Source organism: Apibacter adventoris (assembly GCF_002964975.1).
In the GTDB taxonomy this organism is placed as follows: Bacteria; Bacteroidota; Bacteroidia; order Flavobacteriales; family Weeksellaceae; genus Apibacter; species Apibacter adventoris.
The window spans coordinates 51,223-72,916 of the sequence record NZ_PSZM01000002.1 but is presented as its reverse complement, the minus strand read 5'-3'; the positions used below and the strand labels follow the sequence as shown (position 1 = coordinate 72,916).

Here is a 21,694-nt window from a genome sequence, read left to right as displayed (position 1 = left end):
GTAATATTTTTATATTGATTAAAAAATCTGTTTTTTCTCAAAATTTTAGCTGTCTTCGTTAAATCTATCCATTAGTATGCCTTATTTTAATTATTTTTTAGCACCTTTATAAACAAAATTAACCTCTGTTAAATGAAAATAATTTTTTTTATATTTTTTTTATTGTTATCGATTAAGTCCATAGCTCAAAATAATAATAGCTGGATTTCTTTTTATGATGAAACAAATAACCTAATAGGTTATAAAGATTTACAGGGAAAAGTTATGATTCCTCCAAAATTTTTTATGACCTCTCCCGGAAGTTTTAATACTATTATGGCTGTTACAGAAATAAATGATAAAACAATTGAAAATTATTATCTATTAAAAGATGGAACTCTATTAGGTAAAGATAGTTTATATATTTCCGACATGACCCTTGACTGTGAATGTGAAGGACTTATACGATTTAGAGATCGTAAGACAGACCTTGTCGGAATGTTTAATAAGTGGGGTAAGGTAGCTATACCGGCTGAATATAGCGACATGACAAGATTTCAAAATGGAGTTGCTATCGGATTAAAAAACGCTACAAGAAAATGCTGGGAGGGCAATAATATTGATTCAGGTTGTGAACATTGGAGCTGGATCGGTGGAAAAGAGATTTTAATCAATAACAATAATGAAGTTTTGGTTGATAATTTCCCCTGGAATAAAAATATAGATTTTTATTCTTTATTAGTTTCTGACAAACCTTTAAATGAATCTACACGAATTAATTTTTTAGGAGTCAATGGGAAATATTATTCATTTATAGATAATGAAAAATTATTTGAAACTTTTTTAAAAAATGAAATTTTAAATGATTTAAGCTTAGATAATTTAATTAAGCATTCTTATAAGGATTTTATATATTCAAAAAAAAAACCGGCTGGCTATCTGCACCTAAAGAAAATTTTCTTAAAAAAAATGCAAAAATTATATTAGAACGATTATCAGAAATAAAAAAAGAAAGTGCAGACTTTTTTATTTCAATTGATGATTTTATTCCTATGCCTCAAGAAATGTACCCTTCATTTGATTATGCCTACGATAATTGTAGAGATTGGAATATATCAGAATATCCGGTTTATGATCTTATAATAACTCCTAACTCCAGAAAAAATAAATTCCCTTATCAAGATCATTTTAATTTTATTAAAATTAATAATGAAATAAAATTTATAAGTTGTACAATTAGAGGAAGTGAATTAAGGTAAATACTTAAGCAAAAAATGTAAAAAAGATCAGCAACTTTACAGTTGCTGATCTTCAATTAGATTATTATATAAATTTAACCACATTTGCTATAGCCACAACTCTTACAATGCAAACAGCCTTCTTCATAGATTAATCCTTCCGGGTCTCCACAATTTGGACATTCTTTATCTACTTTAGTACCATCGGGTATGTATTTTTTAAGAGCACGAGCCACACCATTTTTCCATGTATTAATGTTTTCATCATATAAATTTAACCCATTAATAACATCTACCACATTATTGATAGGCATACCATGTCTCAAAATTCCCGAAATTAATTTTGCATAATTCCAATATTCTTTATCAAAAGACCTTGAAAGTCCTTCAATGGTAATACGATATCCTTCTTTATCTATATATTGAAAATCATATCGCGAATTTTCATCATTTTCTTCCCCTTTGTTTTTTACAATCCAACCTTTATTAACGTAAGCCGGAAGATTGAACGCATCTTCCATTTTCCCTGTAAATATTTCATATGGTTTTTCGTCTATAAGACCTATAACTGCTAACCATTTTTCATATTCATTTTGAAACCTAATAATATCTGCTTCTAGTTTCTTAGGTCTTTTTGGAGCATGCGTTATATCAATACTTTCTTCGGAAGACTTTTCTTTCTTTTCCTTAGTATTTTCCTTAAAATCTTTATCGTTAGAAATCAAAACTCCCGAACGAGATCCATCTCTGTAAACAGTTATACCTTTTAAGCCTTGTTTCCAAGATTCTATGTATATCTCCCCAACTTTTTCCACACTTACATCAGAGGGTAAATTTATGGTAGAACTAATGCTATGGGTAGTATATTTTTGTATTAAAGCCTGCATTTTTACTCTTTTAATCCAATCTATTTCAGGGGAAGTAGAACCAGCATATGGACTTTTACTCACATCTGTTTCTCCAGTAATTTTCATCCAATCTTGTAGTTTAGGATGCCACACATCAAATTCTTCAAAGGCGTCTCCCATATCATCAATAAAGGATATTTTTGCTTTAGGATCATTTGCATTTACTTTTCTTCTTCTTTTATATCCTAATAAAAAAACAGGTTCTATCCCTGAAGATGTTTGGGCTAACATACTTAATGTTCCAGTAGGAGCTACTGTACTTAAGGATATGTTTCTTCTTCCATATTTCATCATTCGGTTATAGAGCTCCGGCATTTCTTCATGAAGCATCTGAATAAATTCTGATGCATTATCATACTTTGGTTCCCAGGCTTCAAATTTTCCTCGTTCTATAGCCATATCTATAGAGCTATCAAATTCAGCTCTACACTTGGTTTTCATTATTTCTTCCGCAAAATGTAAAGCCTCATCCGAACTATATTTATACCCCATTGCAGCTATGGCATCTGCTAAAGCTGTAAATCCTAACCCGGTACGACGACCTCTTTTTCCTGTATCTCGCAATAATTCCCAGGTTTCTATTTCATTTCTTTTTATAAAACCAGGCTCTGGATCTGATTTTATTTTCTTTAATATTCTATTTACAGATTCTAACTCCAATTCTACTAAATCATCATTTAATCTTTGTGATTCATATGTAATTTCATAGAATTTATTAAAATCAAAATGTGCTTCTTTTGTAAATGGATTCTCTACAAAAGAAAATAAGTTAATTGCTATTAAACGGCAACTGTCTCCGCCCTGCATAGCAATTTCTGAACAGGGATTGGTAGAATCATTTTTAAATCCGGGATATATTGAAGAGGTTGAATATTTATGCTGTCTGTCCCAAAAAATAAGCCCAGGTTCAGCTGTATTATGAGCACATTCTATAATTGTATTCCATAATTCACGGGCTTTTACTTTTTTAGTATATATCGGTTCTTTAGAGTCTATAGGCCATTTGTGTATATAGTCTTTATTGTTAATTACAGCTTTCATAAACTCATCTGACAAACGTACAGATATATTTGCTCCGGTTATTTTACTTAAATCCTGTTTACTAACTATAAAATCTTCTACATCAGGATGTGCTATGTCTATAGTCAACATTAAAGCTCCACGGCGACCGTTTTGAGCAACTTCTCTTGTAGTATTCGAAAATCGCTCCATAAAAGAAACGGCTCCGGTAGTTGTTCCTGCTGAATTGGAAACATGTGCATTTTTAGGACGAAGATTAGATATATCTACCCCTACCCCACATCTTCTTTTAAAGAGTTGTGTCAATTGTTCATCTGTATACATTATTCCCCCATAAGAGTCATATATAGGAGGTACTACCACACAATTAGATAAAGAGGCAATAATATATTTATTTCCTAAAGCTGACATTACACTCCCTTGGGGTATAACATATTTAAATTTATCAAATAGGCTGAATATTTTTTCTTCTGTTAAAAATTCTCTTTTTTTTCCATATGGAGAAAGTCCTTCTTTGTTCTCTGATTTTAAATTTCCCTCAATCCTTGCAAATTCTTTAGCCATTCTTCTATGCATATCTTCAGGAGAACTTTCAATATATTCTCCTTTTTCATTTTTTACAGCATATTTTTTCATCCAGGTTGTTGCAGCCAATTCATCTCCTTGAAAGTACTGCATGCTCTTTTCCTTTACAAACTCTTCTGAAACCTGATTATCGGGTTTCTCTCTTTGTGTACTTAACATGTTATTTTTCTCTCCAGATATTAAAAAATTGTATTATCAAATTTACAACAATTTAAAATGGGATTCTATTTTTCTTGTTTTTATTTGTCAACATTTTTTACCCTTTTAAGTATTTTTTTTCTTTTATAAAAAAATATTTTCACCTGTTTTATTTTTTTATGTTAAAAAATATGTAATTTATATAACGAAAAGATCAACTATTTTCTACATAAATATTAGCTAAATATAAAATAAGCACAGGCAAAATCTTATTTTTATACTAAAATTGGAAATAAATAAATGGTTGTATTTCTGATGATTTTACCTGTAATACGATCAACACCACTATAAATAAAAAAATAAATCCTACTAGGTAAGGATAGTTAGATATTTTAAATTGTAAAAAGTTTTCCCATTTTACAGGGATAAAATGTAATAGAAAGCCTATAAACATCATAATAAATACTAATTTATATCCTTCTATCATTTGTAAAAATATATGAGGATCAAATTTATATACAATTTGATAAATTAAAGCTATAGCTGTATCCATATCTGTAGCTCTAAAAAATATCCAGCAAAAACAAATAAAGTGGAATGTAAATAAAACACATAAAAAGGTAATGAAAAAATTTGAATTTTTCTTTTTCTTAGGATTAATATTAAATACACTAATAAAAGCTTTATGTATTGATAATGCTAATCCGTGCATAGCACCCCAAAGTATAAACCTAATGGAAGCTCCGTGCCAAAGCCCCCCTAACAACATGGTTGTCATTTGATTAAATGCGCTATATGTAGACTTTTTCTTATTTCTGGAAACCAAAATTGAAATAGAAAAAAACAAAATAAAAAAAGTTGAGACTATTATTTGCCAATATGAATGATGTTGAATGCTAATTACACCCCAAATTATCATTCCTAAAAAAAATAAAACAGGAAAAAGGTAGCCTACAAAATGTCCGTTTCTGTTTCCTCCTAAGGAAAAGTATAAATAATCTTTTAACCAGTTGGACAGGCTTATATGCCATCTTCTCCAAAATTCTGTAATATTTTGGGATTGATATGGGGAATCAAAATTCTTTGGAAAACGAAATCCTAGTAGTAATGCTATTCCTATAGCCATATCTGAGTAACCTGAAAAATCACAGTATATTTGTAATGCATAACCATATACTCCAAATAAATTTTCCACACCGGAATACAGTTCAGGCTGATCAAAAATTCTATCTACAAAATTAACTCCTATATAATCAGAAATAACAGACTTTTTGAACAATCCTATAGTTATTAAAAATAAGGCACGCCCTATCATTGGTTTAGTTACTATTGTTGGTTTATAGAGCTGAGGAATAAAGTCATATGCTCTAATAATTGGTCCTGCTACCAATTGAGGGAAAAAAGAAACAAAAAAACCATAATCTAATATATTTTTTACAGGGTTAATTTTTTTTCTAAAAATATCTATAGTATAACTCATAGACTGAAATGTGAAAAAAGATACTCCTACAGGTAAAAATATATCTATTTTTTTATACCCTGTATCTGCAAGGGTATTAATGGAATCAATGAAAAAATTTGTATATTTAAAGTATATAAGTAATCCTAAATTAATTGTTAAACTAAAAAATAATAATGTTTTCTTAAGTATTTTATTTTGTGCTTTATGTATAAGATGCCCGGTAATAAAATCAAAAAATACACAAAATATTAATATGAGGTAATAATAGCCACTGGAACGATAATAAAAATATAAAGAAAATAGTATAACATATATAACCTTAGGAAAATGTGTTTTATGTAAAATTGCATATCCAATGGTAAAAGCTGTAAATATAAAAACAAAAAAACCACTACTAAAAATAAGGGGCTCTTGAGGATTAAAATAGAATTGTTCAATTAGTTTTTGTACATCTATTCCTTGAATGAATTGCTCGAATTCCTTCTCTATTTTTAAAAAATTAATGCTTAGCAACATAGTCGTTGTAAGAGTTTAAAATGGCACTTAGTAATAATTGTCCTTGTAATTTATACCCTTCCTTATTGTAATGAACTAAATCTTTACTAAATAGATTATTTTTTTTCCAGTTTACAGCATCGCCGGTAATTTCTTGTAAATCCCAATAGGCTAATTGTTTTTCATTACAATATTTTATTAAAATATCATGAATAATTTTTAATCTGGAATTAGGCTTTCCATTTTTATATGCATATGCTGGAGTAGTTATCAGAAAAGGAATTCCTGGGTTATATTTTTTTAAATTACTAATAAAACTATCTATTTCTTTTTTAATTGAAATTTCATTAAAATCTGAATCTTTTCGATATGCTTCATTAGTACCTAAAGAAATAATTATCAAATCAGGATTGAGAAATGAGGTTTCTTTATTAAAATATTTAGAGGTATCAAAATGGAAATATTCAGCTCCATTTACTCCTATACTATGATATATTAATCCATTTTTATTATTAGAAGTATTTATTCCCAAAATAGTTATATGGTTTTGCTTTGAGTCAGATTTTACACTTGTAATTTTAACTTTGGATGTTGGTTTTGTAAATGATACAATAGCTACATTTTTATCTTTTTTGTTTATATATTTTTTCAGGTCGATTATTTGCCCATTTTCTTGGTCCTCTGCAAAAATATCGTAGCTTTTATCATCATTTTCAAAAAAAACTGCCATATTAGTAAATGCATATTTATCTGGAAGTTGAAATATAAAAGAGGCATTTGGATCTACAGATTCTATAGTTATTCCACCTATTCCGTTTGACTGGGGTAAAAAAGGTTTCGAATTTCTTTTACCCTCCCATTTATTATTAGATTGGGAAATAATATCTTCCGGAGAATTTGTTCCGGCTACTTTATAAGGTACTATTAACCCTCTTCCGGCATTGCCAAATTTTTGTTGTAATCCATCTCTTAAAAATTCTGTAATATCATTTGCTTGTAAATGAGAATCTCCAATATGTAATATATTTAACTGTTTCTGTTTTGCATATTGTAATTTTTCAAAAAAAGAATTTAATTCTTTTATATTATGAATATTATTTAAATTTTCTTTTACAAAAGCATATTTATTTTGTTGGGTTAGCGATTTTTCACAACCTAAAAAAAAGATTAACAGCAATATAGAAAGATAAAATATTTTATTGGGTTTTATGCTTTTCATAATCAAAAATTAAACTTTTATATAATAAATTTGCTACTTCTTTCCCTCCTAAAAAATTAAGATGAGTATAATCTAAATTTGCTTTAGAAGGTTTCGCTTTAACAAATTCAACCATTGAATTTTCGCCTCCCATAGCTTGATAAACATTCCAAAATGCTATTTTATTCTCTGCTGCAATGGTCCTTTGTACCTCAATCATTTTAGTAACTGTAGTCATGGTTTTATATTCTCCGTTTACTTTGTGGCTTCTATCAGGAATCCCTAATAACAAAATATCAGATTGTGGGTATAATTCTTTTATTTCTTGAATAACTTTATTCATTATTCGTATATACCAATCCCAATTAGTAGTTTCTGCATTCATAGCATTGATGCCATATTGAAGAATAACTAAGCTATAATCTTGTATCTGGTTAAGTGCTTGGTGCATTTCTTTTTTACTAGTAAGTAAAGCTGTACCGGAATTGCCTCTTAAAGAAAAATTATCTACATAAATTCCCTGCCCTCCTTCAAAAGAAATTCCATAAAGATAAGTTCCTGCATTAGGCGAAAATGAAAGTTTTACTTTTTCTGTTGAACCTAATTCAATTTTTTGGGTTTGGATATTATAAGCCTGGGGAAGAAGTATATTTTGAGTGAAATTATTCGCATTTATATTTACATTGATCTCTTTATTGGATTGATAAAGTATTCTTATTTCAGAAAATTTCTGAGTTCTTAAAGAAAATTTAGTAGAATAAAAATTCGCATAATTATTTTCTCCGGGTATAGAGCAGTAACCAAAAGGCGGATAAGGTAATTTCTCCTTTGCATTATGTACTAAATCATAACTTTTAAAACCCTTATAATCCTCTTTTATAGTTTGTCTGAACTGAGATACTGCAGAAGTCATAGGAACAATTCCTACCCCTTCTCCTCCAAATTTTTCCTGTAAAAGATCTCGAAAATCGCCACACATAACATCTCCTTCAATAAAACTATCGCCAAAAAAAGCGATTCTAACTTTTTTTCCAACTTTGATATCTTGTAATGATTTAAAAAAATTAGAAAGAGCTGATATATTTTCTTTATAGTCTTCGATACAGGTTTGTCCCTTCGGACATGATATTTCTACTTTGGGTTTTACTTTTGGAATTGCCGTTGTTGATAAAGGTTTTTTTTCTTTTTCAATATCTGAAAACATATCTACTGTTTTCACTTTATAACCACATATTTTAATCGGAGGAAGCCATCTTAAGGAAATTAATCCAAACAAAAAAAACAGGCATAAAATAGCAACATAGAATGTATGATCTTTTTTCACTAGCGGAAATAAACTAATTAAAGATATATTAAAAAACAAATGTACATTTTTTTAGATATAATCGATATTGTTTAAAAATTTTTATTTTTAAATACAATAATATTATGTTTCTAATTAGATATTTTTTGATATTTATTCACCTTAATATAAAATTCTTGTCCTGTAAATAAAAAAATTGGGCAAGTAAACCATATCCTATTTAATTTATTTATACATTCTATCAAATAATGACTTCCTAAAAAATAACTTCTCAAAATTTTAACCTTTAATCCTTCGTCTGCAATATAAATTTGGTGGGGATAAACTAAAATTCTGTCTTCTTCTATTTCCTCAAATATTTCCGGTTCATTTTCTTTATTAAAAATAGTATGCTCTCCAAATAAATGAGCTACGTATTCATTTTCTGGATTATTATAAATATAGGAGGGATTTCCTTTTTGTTCTATTTTTCCATCTTTAATAATAGCCATTTCATCTGCAAAAGCCCAAGCATCTTCTACCTCATGGGTTGCCAAAATTATGGATATATTATTTTCTTTGGCAAAATCAAAAACAGCACGTTTTAAAATATTTTTTTTAAATGTATCTACCTGAGAAAAAGGTTCATCTAACAGTAATAATAAAGGAGGATGAGCCAACACTTTAGCTAAAGCTACTCTCTGTTTCTGTCCACCACTCAAATCATTAGCTTTCATATTTATATAATCTGTCATTTCTACTAAATTTAGTAAAAATTTAATTCTTTCTTCTTTTTCGCCTCTATTGATATTAGAGATAAAATTTCCAACATTTTCTCCAACTGTAGAATAGGGCATTAATCCAAAATCTTGCTCCAAATATTTAAATTCCGGTTCCCCTGGCACTAAATTTTCTTTACATCCTAATAGTTTCGTGTTATTATAATAAATTTCTCCTTCTTCGCTAGACAATATTCCATAAATTAATTTTAAAATTGTACTTTTTCCGCTTCCACTTTCTCCGATTAACGCCATCATTTTTCCCTGTTCTAAATTAAAAGAAACTGAATTAATTACTTTTTTTTCAGGGGTATAGGAAAAAGAAATATTTTTGACTTCTAACATATTTTACAAAAATTATATTTATATCATAAACTATTAAAATATCATTAATAAACAATATTCTAATTTTTACAAATTTAAACTATTAATAATGAAAACCATATTTTGAGGTTTAACTAATTAACAATTTATCTATATTTTTTCATAAAAAATTAATTAACCCTGTAAATTAATCCAGAAAAAAAATAAATTACCCAGCTACAAATATTGATTAAAATTCTTTATATAATATATACAAATCAACATTAACCATTATGATTATAAAAATTTATAATGTTCTAATCTTAAATTATTTACGAACTTTTTATTTTAATAATCACTATATTTTTAAAGAATACAATTGAAAAGAAATTGATTAACTTCTATTTTATTAATCTAATTCCAATTAAGTTAAAAATAATACTAAATTTAATTCTATCTAAAACTTACTATATAATGCCTTTTCTAATAAATAAAAATACAGGGCAACCTTTACATTTTGTTTACTTAATTCTAATTATTTTTAACTTTATTATTTTTTAAAAAAATCGCAATTTTGCTAATTGAGATATCATTTTATGAGAGTTTGTATTGCAGAAAAGCCAAGTGTGGCCAAAGATATTGCCAAAATTTTAGGAGCTAAAGATCGAAAAGATGGATACTTCGAAGGAAACGGCTACCAAGTTACTTGGACTTTTGGGCATCTTTGTACTTTAAAAGAACCACATGACTATAACTTATTGTGGAAAGAATGGCATTTGGAAGATTTGCCTATTATACCTGCTCATTTTGGAATTAAGTTGATAGATAATAAAGGGGTACAAAAACAATTCAACATCATAAAAAAATTAATATCTCAATGTGAGGAAGTTGTAAACTGCGGTGATGCCGGACAAGAAGGGGAACTCATTCAACGTTGGGTACTTCTTAAGGCACAATGTAAGGTTCCGGTAAAACGTCTCTGGATTTCTTCTTTAACCGAACAGGCTTTAAAAGAGGGATTTCATAATTTGAAAGATGCTACTTTTTATGATAATTTATATGCTGCAGGAAGTGCCAGGGCTATTGGAGACTGGTTATTGGGGATAAATGCCACCCGTGTATTTACTAAAAAATTTGCCGTCAATAAAACTCTATTATCCATTGGGCGGGTACAAACTCCTACATTAGCTATGATTGTTTCCAGACAGAAGGAAATAGACAGTTTCGTAGTTGAAGAATATTGGGAACTAAAAACTCTATATAAAAATACTGAATTTAATGCAGATATTTCTAGGCTTAAAACAGAGGAAAAAGCAAAAAACGGATTAATTTATCTGGAAAAATTTCCTTTCGAAATTATTGCTTCTGAAAAAAAAGAAGGAAAAGAAAAAAATCCAAGATTATTCGATTTAACTTCGCTTCAGGTGGAAGCCAATAAAAAATACGGATTTTCTGCTGATCATACTTTAAAATTAGCTCAAAACTTATATGAAAATAAGTTTATAACCTATCCCAGAGTAGACACTACTTATTTATCTGATGACCTATATCCAAAAATTCCAGGAATTTTAAAAAGTATGAAGTATTACGAAAAATACACTAAACCTTTATTAAATATGGCCATTAATAAAACAAAAAATGTCTTTGACAATGAAAAAATTACTGATCACCATGCGATAATTCCTACAGAAATACTCCCGCAACATCTTTCTATTGATGAAAAACGAATTTATGATTTAATAGCTAAAAGATTTATTGCTGTATTTTACCCTGAGTGTATAGTTTCTAATACTCTTGTTACTGCTAAAGTTGGAGAAATTCCTTTTAAAGTTACAGGAAAACAAATTTTGGATTACGGATGGAAAACAATTTATCTTCAAGAAATTAATAACGAAAAAACATCAGAAGAATTTATTATGCCCGACTTTCAACCGGGTGAAACTGGATCTCATGAGCCTTTTATTCATCAAGGAAAAACTACTCCTCCGAAGTATTATACAGAAGCTTCTTTATTAAGGGCTATGGAAACTGCCGGTAAACAAGTGGAAGATGAAGATATGAGAGAGGCTCTTAAAGATAACGGAATAGGAAGACCCTCTACTCGTGCAAATATCATTGAAACTTTGTTCAGACGAAAGTATATTTTAAAAAAAAGAAAGAATATAATTGCTACACAAACTGGCTTAGATCTTATAAATACAATTGAAAACGATTTACTGAAAAGTCCTGAATTAACAGGTGAATGGGAGCATAAATTACGATTAATTGAAAAAGGAAACTATGAACTGGAAGTGTTCAAAAAAGAACTTATAAACATGGTTACGCAACTTACCAATGAAGTTAAAAATAGTAATTATAAAAGAATTTCTATTCAGGAAACAGTTACCTATTCTAAAAACAAAAAGGTATCTACTACTAAAAAAGAAACCGTTAAAATTGAAAATCTCCTATGCCCTAAATGTAAAAATCAAATGTTACTCAAAGGAAAACAAGCTTATGGATGCAATGATTTTAATAATTGTAATTTTAGAGTACCCTTTACTTTTTGTAATAAAAAATTAACCTTAAAACAAATTTCAGATTTAGTTACTAAAGGGAAAACTTCTAAAATAAAAGGATTTAAAATTACAAATGAAAATCCATATTCAGAGGGTTTTATTTGTTTAAATTCCAATTATGAATTAGAATTACACCCGCAATTATAATATTTATATTTTTACACATAAATTATATCTTATTAAAATAAATATTCATATTTTTGCATGAATTTAATATTGTAAATATGAGTTTTATTAAAGAATTTAAAGAATTTGCCTTGCGAGGTAGCGTTGTTGATTTAGCCATAGGAGTTATTATAGGAGGGGCATTCAACAAAATAGTAACCTCTTTAGTAGATGATATTATAACTCCTCTTATACTTATCCCAGCTTTAAAAGCTGCTGATTTGGATGACCTCTCTAAGTTAACCATCCCTGGTACAGCTGTAAAATACGGTAATTTCCTTTCTACTTGTATTTCTTTTCTAATTATTGCTTTTTGCTTATTTTTAATTATTAAAGTAATTAATAAATTAAATAAAAAAGATAAAGAACAAAAAACCCAAGATGCACCTAAAAAACCGTCTCAGGAAGATTTACTAATTGAGATTAGAGATTTATTAAAAAAATAGATTATTAAACTACGTAAAAAAGAGGTTAGTAAATACTCTAACCTTTTTTCTATTTATTTAAATTAGGGATTGTGTTACAGCTTTAGCTGCATCTTCTAAAGTGATCGCTGAATGCACTTTTAATCCACTTTCATCAATCATTTTCTTAGCAATTTCCGCATTTGTCCCTTGTAAACGAACAATTATAGGCACTTTAATAGAATCACTCATATTTTTATATGCATCCAAAATTCCTTGAGCCACCCTATCACAACGTACAATTCCACCAAATATATTTACTAAAATTGCTTCTACTGATTCATCTTTTAAAATAATTCTAAATGCTTTTTCTACTCTTTCAGCATCTGCGGTACCGCCTACATCTAAAAAATTTGCCGGATTACCTCCCGATAGTTTTATAATGTCCATTGTAGCCATTGCTAAACCTGCACCATTTACCATACAACCCACATTTCCATCTAATTTTATAAAATTTAAACCTGCCTCTGCCGCTTCCACTTCATCAGGATCTTCTTCTCTAATATCTCTTAATTTAAGATAATCTGGATGTCTATATAATGCATTATTATCTATTCTCATTTTAGCATCTACAGCTGCAATTTTGTTATCTGAAGTTTTTAAAACCGGATTTATTTCTATTAAAGAAGCATCACTATTTACATATGCTTTATATAATGCAAAAATAAAATTAATCATCTCTTTGAAAACTTCTCCCTTTAATCCAAATTGAAATGCTATTTTTCGAGCTTGAAAACTTTGTAAACCTACTGAAGGGTCTATTTCCTCAATAAAGATTTTATCTGGTTTATTTTCTGCTACTTTTTCAATATCCATTCCTCCCTCTGTAGAATATACGATCATATTTTTCCCCTTAGCTCTATCTAACAAAACGGATATATAGAATTCCTCAATTTCAGACTCGCCTGAATAATACATATCTTCAGCAATAAATACCTGATTCACTTTTTTGCCTTTTTTAGAGGTTTGAGGTGTTACCAAATTCATTCCTATAATTTGAGAAGCTTGATCTCTTACTTCTTCTAAAGATTTGGCTATTTTCACTCCTCCTCCTTTTCCTCTTCCCCCTGCATGAATCTGAGCTTTTACTACCCACCAGTTTGTACCTGTTTTATTATTCATTTCTTTGGCAGCTTCTATCGCTTCTTCAGGTGTAGTTGCTACAATTCCTCGTTGAACTGTTACTCCAAAAGATGATAATATATCCTTCGCTTGGTACTCATGTAAATTCATCGTATGATATTTTTTTGCGGTTTTCCCTAAATTATATTGTGTTTATAAGCGTAATGTTGACAAATATAATGATTTTTGTCAGATGAAAATAATTTTATTCCCCTAAATATAACTAGCTATCTAACAGTTATATTTAAAGACATTCACATGAAAATTCCACTTAAAAAAACACTTTGCCTTGTTTTTCGTTACGTGTTTTATTTTTCTTTATCCATTTATTTTTTCATGAAATAAAAATTGTCTATTCTATTAATTAAGTATTATAATAGTAAATCTATTAGAAAATTCAAACCCGCTTGCTTAATTTAACATAATCATTCCTGACAGAGTTATTTTTATTTACTCTGAACACCCATTTTTTGAACAATTAATAAATTGACACTTTGCTATGTGCTAAATACACAATATTTTGATATGTGAAAATTATAATTTTGATTTATGAGCTATTACTTTATTTGTAATATTTTTTTATTATATTATTCAAATAGCTCATAAACGTATCATTTAGTTGAAAATCATTTTGTTTTTTAGCAGCTTTATTATATAACCTAAAGAATTCATATGGATTATATAAGGTTTTAAGCATTTCTTCTTTATACCCTGCATTTACAATTTTACAAGCCATATAAAACCCTATTGGATGCCCATTATATTTTACAATATCATGTATTTCTTTTTCTGCTACTATTTCTGTAACCTTTTTCTTAGAAAACTTAATCATCAAATTCTGCAATCTTTCTAAATCTTTAGGGGCCTGAACATAGAGACTGTTCCAATTCTCGACCATTTCATGATCAAATCCATTACTAGTAAAATATTTTCTATACCCTTCCGATTTATCAATCAAATCCGCAATACCCTCATTCTGAATGACATCAATATAATAATAAAGATAATTCTTACGATTAAATTCAGAATTTTCAAACCATCTTCTATAATTATGAAAAAATTCATGAGCGAGTAAATTAATTCTTTGTTCTTCCGTTTTTCTATAAAATGAATTAAAGTCTATATATATTCCATTTTCCCTAGTTTGGGAATCATTTTCTTGAAATAGAAAATATACTGGTAGAAATCTAATACGTGAATCAACAGGTTTTCCTAAAAAAGAACCAAGCTTTTTAGTAACATTATTTATTAAATTATTAAAATCGTAGTTGTCCCTAAATGCTTTGATAGAATCAAAATTATCTTTTATATCAATGAAATTAATTAAAGTCATTTTTGACAATCTTAAGTCAGAATTATTTTTAATAATTTCTTCATTAATATTTAAAATACTATCTTTTAATATATTTATATTATTATCATTAAATGTGAGATCTAAAGATGTTTTTATAATATTTATCCTAATTTGATCTCTTCGAGTTGAATATTCTCTATAACCTCCAGTACTATCAAATACCATCCACTGATTTTCGGTAATATGTTTACCTTCTTTCATTTTAGAGGCTATATTGAAAAATTCATCGACTGAAGTAATATCAATTTTTTGAGCAGTTAATTCATGTACACCACAAATTATTATTAATAATAGTATAATAAGTTTTTTCATAATAGTTAGAAAAACGTTTTTTTTAATAATATATTTTAATTTTGACAAAACATTTTTTAGGATCTCAACTCTCTTTTCTCTTAGACATGTCTTTTCCTCTATTATTTTATTAATTAACTCGCTATATCTCTATATAATAAAAAGTCCCTCTTTATCATAAAGTCTCCTTTAACCATTTAAAAAATTCCTTTTGCCAAATGATTCCATTTTGTGGCTGCTGTACCCAATGACTTTCTTCAGGAAAATAAAGTAGTCGGCTTTTTATTCCTCTTAATTGAGCAGCCTGAAAGGCTTCTAATCCTTGGGTATAAGGAACCCTATAATCACGCCCTCCTTCAATAATTAATATAGGTGTATCCCATTTATCAACTTTTGTAATAGGGTTAAAATCTTTATATGCTTTGGGTTGCGGATTCTCCCAATAAGCCCCTCCTATATCGTGGTTTGGGAAAAAAACCTCTTCAGTAGATCCGTACATGGATTCTAAATCAAAAACACCACAATGAGAAATAAACGTTTTAAACCTTTTATTATGAATCCCAGCTAAATAATATACGGAATATCCGCCATAACTAGCACCTACAGCTCCTAATCTTGATTTATCTACATAGGATTCTTTAGATATTTCATCTATTGCTGATAAGTAATCTCTCATAGGTTGTCCTCCCCAATCCCCTGAAATTTCTTCATTCCATTTTACCCCAAAAGAAGGTAACCCTCTACGATTTGGTGCTACAATAATATAGTCATTTGCTGCCATAATCTGAAAATTCCATCGAAAACTATAAAACTGAGAAACGGTACTTTGAGGGCCTCCCTGACAATATAACAATGTGGGATATTTTTTATTTTTATCAAAATTTGGTGGAAAAATTACCCACACCAACATTTTTTTTCCATCTGTTGTATCAACCCATCTTTCTTCTACTTTGCCCATAGCTATTTTACTATAAGGTTCATCGTTTACTGAGCTTAATCGGGTTTGTTCACCAGTTTTAATGTTTACTTTATAAATCTCTGAAGCATGATTCATATCTTGACGTTCTCCTACCAAAAAATCTCCTGATAAAAATATGCTGACATAATCGTGAATTCCTTCTGTTATTTGTCTGATTTTTTTACTTTTTATATCTATTTCAAAAAATTGATATGTAGCATGTATTCCAGCTAAAAAATAAATTTTTTTGCCATCTTTACTCCACACATAATCTGATACCGTATTATCCCAGTTTACTGTAAGGTTTTCGGTTTTTCCGGTTTTTACATTATATATTTTTATATCGTTTTTATCTGATTCATATCCATCAGTTTTCATAGATAACCAAGCTAATCTATCTCCTTCACTATTAAACTTAGGATTTGTATCATACCCTTTATTATCCAAAGTGATATTTTTGGTTTGCTGTGTGGCTAATTCATAAAGAAAAATATCGGTATTAGTAGATATAGCATCTGCTGTTCCGAATAATTTTTTTGATTGGTAAACCAAATATTTTGCATCTGGTGAGAAAGAATAGGATTCAGAATTATACTTTTCTCCTTTGTTAATATCAGTTAAAGACTCAGAGGAAGTCCCAAGCCATATATGTTGAAAATCACCGTCTTTCCATGTATCCCAATGTCGGTACATCAAATGATCATATACTTTTGCATCTGACTTTTCCAAATCAGGATATACATCTTTTCCTAATACTTTTTCTTCTTTTACCGACTTTGAAATAGCCATGTATTTATAATCTTTAGAATAAAGTAACCCGGAAAGATTCCCTTGGCCTTTATTTATTTGTTCCGTATCTCCATTAATTATATTATAGGAAAAAACATTTTCACCAATAGAGTAAACCAAGGTAGTATCATCTTTGAAAAAAAGAGCTTTGGCCTTTTCTTTGATATCGGTCAAAGGCTTCATATTTCCTTTTAAGGTTACCAGAAATAAATTCCTTCTGCTATTATTTTCTTGTACATCATAATACTGAACCCCATAAATAATATCGCCCTTATTATTCACTGCATCTATCGATACTCTACCTAAACTCCATAGTAATTCCGGAGTTAATCGTTGCTTTTGCCCCATAAAAAATGTTCCAATTAAAAGTGTTATTACCAAATAAATATTTTTCATTATTGACTTTTTGTACTTCAAAAATAATATTTTTTAAAAAATTATTTAAGTATAAATAAAATTACTCAACAATAATTTAAAAATCTCGATAAATCTAATTAGAATAACTTAATTTTCTTTGTAACTTTACTTAATAATAACTTAAAAAAGTAAACAATGGCTATATTAGTAATGTTCAGGCATGGACAAAGCGTATGGAACTTAGAAAATAAATTTACCGGATGGGTAGATGTAGATTTAACAGACAAAGGAAAAAAAGAAGCTAAAGAAGCAGGTGAAAAACTAAAAGGAATGCATTTTGATTATGCTTATTCTTCTGATCTGAAAAGAGCACAGGAAACTTTAAAAATTGCCTTGAATGAAGCCGGTATTTCTCATGTTCCTACCACTTATGATAAAGCGTTAAACGAAAGAATGTACGGAGACTTACAAGGATTAAACAAAGCTGATACGGCAAAAAAATTCGGAGATGAACAAGTACACATTTGGAGGCGTAGTTATGACATTGCTCCGCCCAATGGAGAAAGTCTTAAAGATACAGCCGCAAGAGTAATCCCTTATTTTGAGAAAGAAATTGCACCTAAACTGAAGGATGACAAAAATATTGTAATTGCTGCCCATGGAAATAGTTTACGTGCTTTAATTATGTTTTTGGAAAAAATGACTCCTGACGAAATACTCAACTTTGAAATTAAAACCGGAGTTCCCCGTGAATATCAATTAGACAAAAATCTTAAGGTTATAAAGGTTAAAAATTTATAATATTTTAAAAATTTAGATCAATATAAGCACTGTATAACACAGTGCTTTTTTATTTCTGTTTATTATTTATTACAATTCAATGAATATGAAAAAAATCATAAAACTATAAAAACATTTTTTTATATATTAAAATTAAAAAAAATATATATATTCGAAATATAATTAACTAACTGCTAATCTATGATAAAAATTTACTCTTTACTTTCTATTTTCTACTTTCAATCTCTTCCTTTTTTTGCTATATTCCTTTATGTGCCCAACAAATTCAGTGGCAAAAAACTTTAGAGGAAAACAGGGTAATTACTTATATGAAGCACTTTCTACCCCTGATTACGGATTATTTAAATGATTTCCAATATAAAAATCATGTATTGGAGTTTTTACCTCATTCAGAAGAATATTATGATTATATCTTGAAAACCTATGTATATCATTATACAGATCATTTGGGGAATATTCGCCTGAGTTACCGCCAAAACCCTGCAAATGGTTCACTGGATGTACTGGAGGAAAATCATTATTATCCGTTTGGATTAAAACATACAGGATATAGTAATAATAATCTGCAACCGGGGTATAAATATAAATACAATGGAAAGGAATTGCAAAATGAACTAGAACTTAATATATACGACTACGGAGCAAGAAATTATGATCCGGCGATTGGAAGGTGGTTTAATTTAGATCCACTGGCGGAACAAATGAGAAAACATTCTCCTTACAATTATGCCTTTAATAATCCTGTTTACTTTATTGACCCAGATGGGATGAAAGGAGTCGGTTGGGGTAAAACCGAAGAAAATCAATGGGTTTATCAAAAAGGAATGAAAGAAGGTGATGCTACATATACAGAAATGGGTTACATAAAATTTAAAGAAGATGGATCATTTATAGAAGGGCGTATTAATGATGGAGAAGTTGGAACCATTAGGCTTGGAGAAAATGGACTTGCTAATTACGTAGAAAATGGCTCAATTTATGAAATATCAACCGCTTTAAAATATTTGTCCTTTAAAATAGGGCAGACATTTAGTAAAATATTCAAAGATTCCGGTAGTGAAACATTTCCAGGATTTTATACAACAGATGGAAGTGGAAGGAAAGAATCTTTTGAAAGACCTTCATGGTTTAGGTTTGGCAAAGATAAAATAGATGATCAAGATTGGGGAAGCTGGATAAAACCAGGAACGGGAGGTCCAAGTAAATTATTTGGAGAAAGTTTTAAGAATTTTGCAGATGGTATAAGTAATGGAATAGATGCTTATCGTACATTTGTTCCTGATCCTAATGAAAAAATTTGGATTAAAAAAGATACAGTAATCCTTATGCAATCAGGAACATATAAGGCAACGGTATCTTATCCTATAATTAGAGAGGTACTTAGAAAGGATTCTGTTGAATACTCAAGGAGGATGGATAAGCATGCTGCATTTATACGAAGTCTAGTAAAATAATACAAATTAAATAATGAAGAGTAAATTAATAATTATAACCTTAGGATTTTTATTATTTGCAGTATTTAGTTGCACAAAAAAAAATATAAGAATAGAAAAATATCCCTCAGGCAAAATTCATTATAAAAAATATTTCACAAATGACAAACAAGATTCTTTAGAAGAATATTTTGAAAATAGTCAGCGACTTAAAATGAAGATAACTAAGATCTCAAAAGATAGTCAATATATAGTTCATTTTGATGAAACAGGAAAAGATAGAATAGAGGGATGGGCTCTTATAAAAAGGGGTAAAACTTATAGAAATGGATGGTGGAAACAGTTTTTAAATGGAGAGAAGTCTAAGATAGAATATGTTACTGTAGGAGATACTACAAGAACAAATCAATTATATTTTTATGATTCTGATGGGAATATAGATTTTAAATTTTCACACTTTTATAAATTTGATTTACCGGATACTATTGAATTTAATAAACCCTATAAATTTCATATAGAACTAAAGTCTCCTATACAGGGAGCGAAAGAATCTTATGTGACAGTTCTTAAGTTATCTGATGAAATAACCCCGGATTATTTAAATTTTTGGAAATCAAAAAGCACTTATGATGTAAAGGAGTTAAGTACAAATTTATGGGAAATAAGTCATACATTTAGATATAAAGGTAACTTTACTATAAGAGGTTTTATTTATAGGGCTTGGTTAGAGTTTAAAGATGAAGGTGAAAAAGATTCAATAACAGAGATAGATTATAGAGATATAACCTATATAAAGAAGCATATATATATTAAATAGAAAGAAAAGAAATGAAAAAACTTTATGATTTAGTTCTGGTATAGATAAAATAGAAATCAAGATTGGGGGACATGGATAAAACCAGAAGCAGGAGCTACCGTATCTAAAGCAAAAGCATATAAGGCAAGTGATGGAATCCTTTTACTAAAGAGTTGGTTTAATAAAAAAATAGAAATTTTATGAAGAAAAAATATATTTTAGTTTTAGTAAGCTTTGGGTTATTTATTTCTTGCTTAAAACCCAATTGTGAAGAAAATGCTAAATTATCAAGAAATAGAGAGTGCTTGCTTATTATAGAACAAGAATTGCCAACAAGTACACCATATTTAAAAGCTAGAGGAAGAAATTTAAAAACAAGTAAATCTTGTGAATGTTTAGATAAAGGACGTTGGTGGATACAATATAGAGATAATATGTCTGTAGGAGATACCTTAATAAAACGCAAAGGAGAGTTAGTATTTTATATACATAAAAAAGATACTATTTTAAGTTTTCCCTGGGAATGTGAGGGTAAAATATATAAATAATGAAAAATTTAATTTCGCTTTTAATTTGCATTTTGATGATTTCCTGTACATTTACTTATACTAACAGAACCAGGGATAAGGAAAACAGAGAAACTATGGAACAATCCAAAATTAAAGAACTAATCCTAATAATTTCTGTATCAGGAGGAACAAGAGCTCATATAATAGATATTGGCCAAAATAATAAATTAACGTATCGAATAGGTTTGTTTAGTGTCGCAGATGATTTTGACTTATCCAAAGTCAAGTGGAACGATAATTATAAAGTGATAAAGAAACAATTAAATAATGAAGAAATAGGGAAGATAAAAAGCTATTGTTCTCGTAAAGAGGATTTAATATTCAATGATCCCAAAATAGTTAAAGATAGTTGGGAATATTATCTCTATATAGATGGAAATAAAGTTGCCTTTGGGCGCAAATTCAATTACGAGGACTTTCCTACAGAACTCAAGAATTTTATAAATTATATTCTTGGGATAACGGGTAAACTCTATGATATACCAGGAATGTCCTAAACATATAAAGCCCGCAATTAGCGAACTTTTCTAATACATAATACTTTGCAATTTAGTTTGTTTAAGGAACGAATCAAGCAGTTCCATTACCACGTTTCTTTTATCGTCCGGGAGTTTTTGAATATCGGCAATTTTAACCATAAGTTCTTTATC

At 28.8% G+C, this 21,694-nt stretch carries 17 protein-coding genes; 9 read left to right on the top strand and 8 right to left on the bottom strand.

Going from position 1 to position 21,694, the window contains the following annotated elements; translation table 11 throughout:
- The first annotated feature begins 132 nt into the window (after window positions 1–132).
- The gene (locus tag C4S77_RS02350; RefSeq protein WP_105245802.1) at window positions 133–966 is read left to right on the top strand and encodes a WG repeat-containing protein; all 834 of its coding nucleotides are present in this window, start codon (window positions 133–135) and stop codon (window positions 964–966) included.
- 65 nt (window positions 967–1,031) lie between these two features.
- Complete coding sequence (locus C4S77_RS02345) at window positions 1,032–1,238, top strand: hypothetical protein (RefSeq protein ID WP_105245800.1); 207 nt, start codon at window positions 1,032–1,034, stop codon at window positions 1,236–1,238.
- 74 nt (window positions 1,239–1,312) lie between these two features.
- Here C4S77_RS02345 and C4S77_RS02340 read toward each other — a convergent pair whose 3' ends face one another.
- The 5 genes from C4S77_RS02340 to C4S77_RS02320 form a co-directional block, all read right to left on the bottom strand.
- Window positions 1,313–3,889: an adenosylcobalamin-dependent ribonucleoside-diphosphate reductase gene (locus C4S77_RS02340; protein WP_105245798.1), complete on the bottom strand. Its 2,577-nt coding sequence runs from the start codon at window positions 3,887–3,889 to the stop codon at window positions 1,313–1,315.
- A gap of 259 nt (window positions 3,890–4,148) precedes the next feature.
- Window positions 4,149–5,846: an MBOAT family O-acyltransferase gene (locus C4S77_RS02335; RefSeq protein WP_105245796.1), complete on the bottom strand. Its 1,698-nt coding sequence runs from the start codon at window positions 5,844–5,846 to the stop codon at window positions 4,149–4,151.
- On the bottom strand, window positions 5,830–7,044 hold the full coding sequence (locus tag C4S77_RS02330) for a GDSL-type esterase/lipase family protein (RefSeq protein ID WP_105245794.1): 1,215 nt from the start codon (window positions 7,042–7,044) through the stop codon (window positions 5,830–5,832). The genes C4S77_RS02335 and C4S77_RS02330 overlap by 17 nt, the downstream gene beginning before the upstream one ends.
- Complete coding sequence (locus C4S77_RS02325; protein ID WP_105245792.1) at window positions 7,022–8,347, bottom strand: SGNH/GDSL hydrolase family protein; 1,326 nt, start codon at window positions 8,345–8,347, stop codon at window positions 7,022–7,024. Before C4S77_RS02325 ends, C4S77_RS02330 begins: the two co-directional genes overlap by 23 nt.
- A gap of 110 nt (window positions 8,348–8,457) precedes the next feature.
- Complete coding sequence (locus C4S77_RS02320) at window positions 8,458–9,429, bottom strand: ABC transporter ATP-binding protein (RefSeq protein WP_105245790.1); 972 nt, start codon at window positions 9,427–9,429, stop codon at window positions 8,458–8,460.
- 554 nt (window positions 9,430–9,983) lie between these two features.
- Between C4S77_RS02320 and C4S77_RS02315 the strand changes: the two genes are divergently transcribed.
- Together C4S77_RS02315 and mscL are read left to right on the top strand one after the other, a co-directional pair.
- Window positions 9,984–12,092, top strand: coding sequence for a type IA DNA topoisomerase (locus C4S77_RS02315; RefSeq protein WP_105245788.1), 2,109 nt, complete (start codon window positions 9,984–9,986; stop codon window positions 12,090–12,092).
- Between the two features lie 77 nt (window positions 12,093–12,169).
- Entirely contained in the window at window positions 12,170–12,556 is a 387-nt protein-coding gene (mscL, locus tag C4S77_RS02310) for a large conductance mechanosensitive channel protein MscL (protein ID WP_105245786.1), read from the top strand.
- A 57-nt stretch (window positions 12,557–12,613) separates the two neighbouring features.
- On the opposite strand, the gene sucC is transcribed toward mscL, so the two are convergent.
- The 3 genes from sucC to C4S77_RS02295 all read right to left on the bottom strand — a co-directional run bounded on the left by sucC (window position 12,614) and on the right by C4S77_RS02295 (window position 17,484).
- Window positions 12,614–13,807 carry an ADP-forming succinate--CoA ligase subunit beta gene (gene sucC / locus C4S77_RS02305; RefSeq protein WP_105245784.1) on the bottom strand — a complete coding sequence of 398 codons (1,194 nt, stop codon included), beginning with the start codon at window positions 13,805–13,807 and terminating at the stop codon, window positions 12,614–12,616.
- 451 nt (window positions 13,808–14,258) lie between these two features.
- Window positions 14,259–15,362: a DUF5700 domain-containing putative Zn-dependent protease gene (locus C4S77_RS02300; RefSeq protein ID WP_105245783.1), complete on the bottom strand. Its 1,104-nt coding sequence runs from the start codon at window positions 15,360–15,362 to the stop codon at window positions 14,259–14,261.
- A gap of 154 nt (window positions 15,363–15,516) precedes the next feature.
- Entirely contained in the window at window positions 15,517–17,484 is a 1,968-nt protein-coding gene (locus C4S77_RS02295) for a S9 family peptidase (RefSeq protein ID WP_105245781.1), read from the bottom strand.
- Between the two features lie 156 nt (window positions 17,485–17,640).
- Between C4S77_RS02295 and C4S77_RS02290 the strand changes: the two genes are divergently transcribed.
- The 5 genes from C4S77_RS02290 to C4S77_RS02270 all read left to right on the top strand — a co-directional run bounded on the left by C4S77_RS02290 (window position 17,641) and on the right by C4S77_RS02270 (window position 21,541).
- Complete coding sequence (locus tag C4S77_RS02290) at window positions 17,641–18,246, top strand: 2,3-bisphosphoglycerate-dependent phosphoglycerate mutase (protein WP_105193319.1); 606 nt, start codon at window positions 17,641–17,643, stop codon at window positions 18,244–18,246.
- Between the two features lie 308 nt (window positions 18,247–18,554).
- The gene (locus C4S77_RS02285) at window positions 18,555–19,700 is read left to right on the top strand and encodes an RHS repeat domain-containing protein (protein WP_105245779.1); all 1,146 of its coding nucleotides are present in this window, start codon (window positions 18,555–18,557) and stop codon (window positions 19,698–19,700) included.
- A gap of 13 nt (window positions 19,701–19,713) precedes the next feature.
- The gene (locus C4S77_RS02280) at window positions 19,714–20,496 is read left to right on the top strand and encodes a hypothetical protein (protein ID WP_105245777.1); all 783 of its coding nucleotides are present in this window, start codon (window positions 19,714–19,716) and stop codon (window positions 20,494–20,496) included.
- 179 nt (window positions 20,497–20,675) lie between these two features.
- A complete protein-coding gene (locus tag C4S77_RS02275; protein ID WP_105245775.1) occupies window positions 20,676–21,023 on the top strand; it encodes a hypothetical protein in 348 nt (115 codons plus the stop codon).
- 35 nt (window positions 21,024–21,058) lie between these two features.
- Entirely contained in the window at window positions 21,059–21,541 is a 483-nt protein-coding gene (locus C4S77_RS02270) for a hypothetical protein (RefSeq protein ID WP_105245773.1), read from the top strand.
- The last annotated feature ends 153 nt before the right edge of the window (window positions 21,542–21,694 follow it).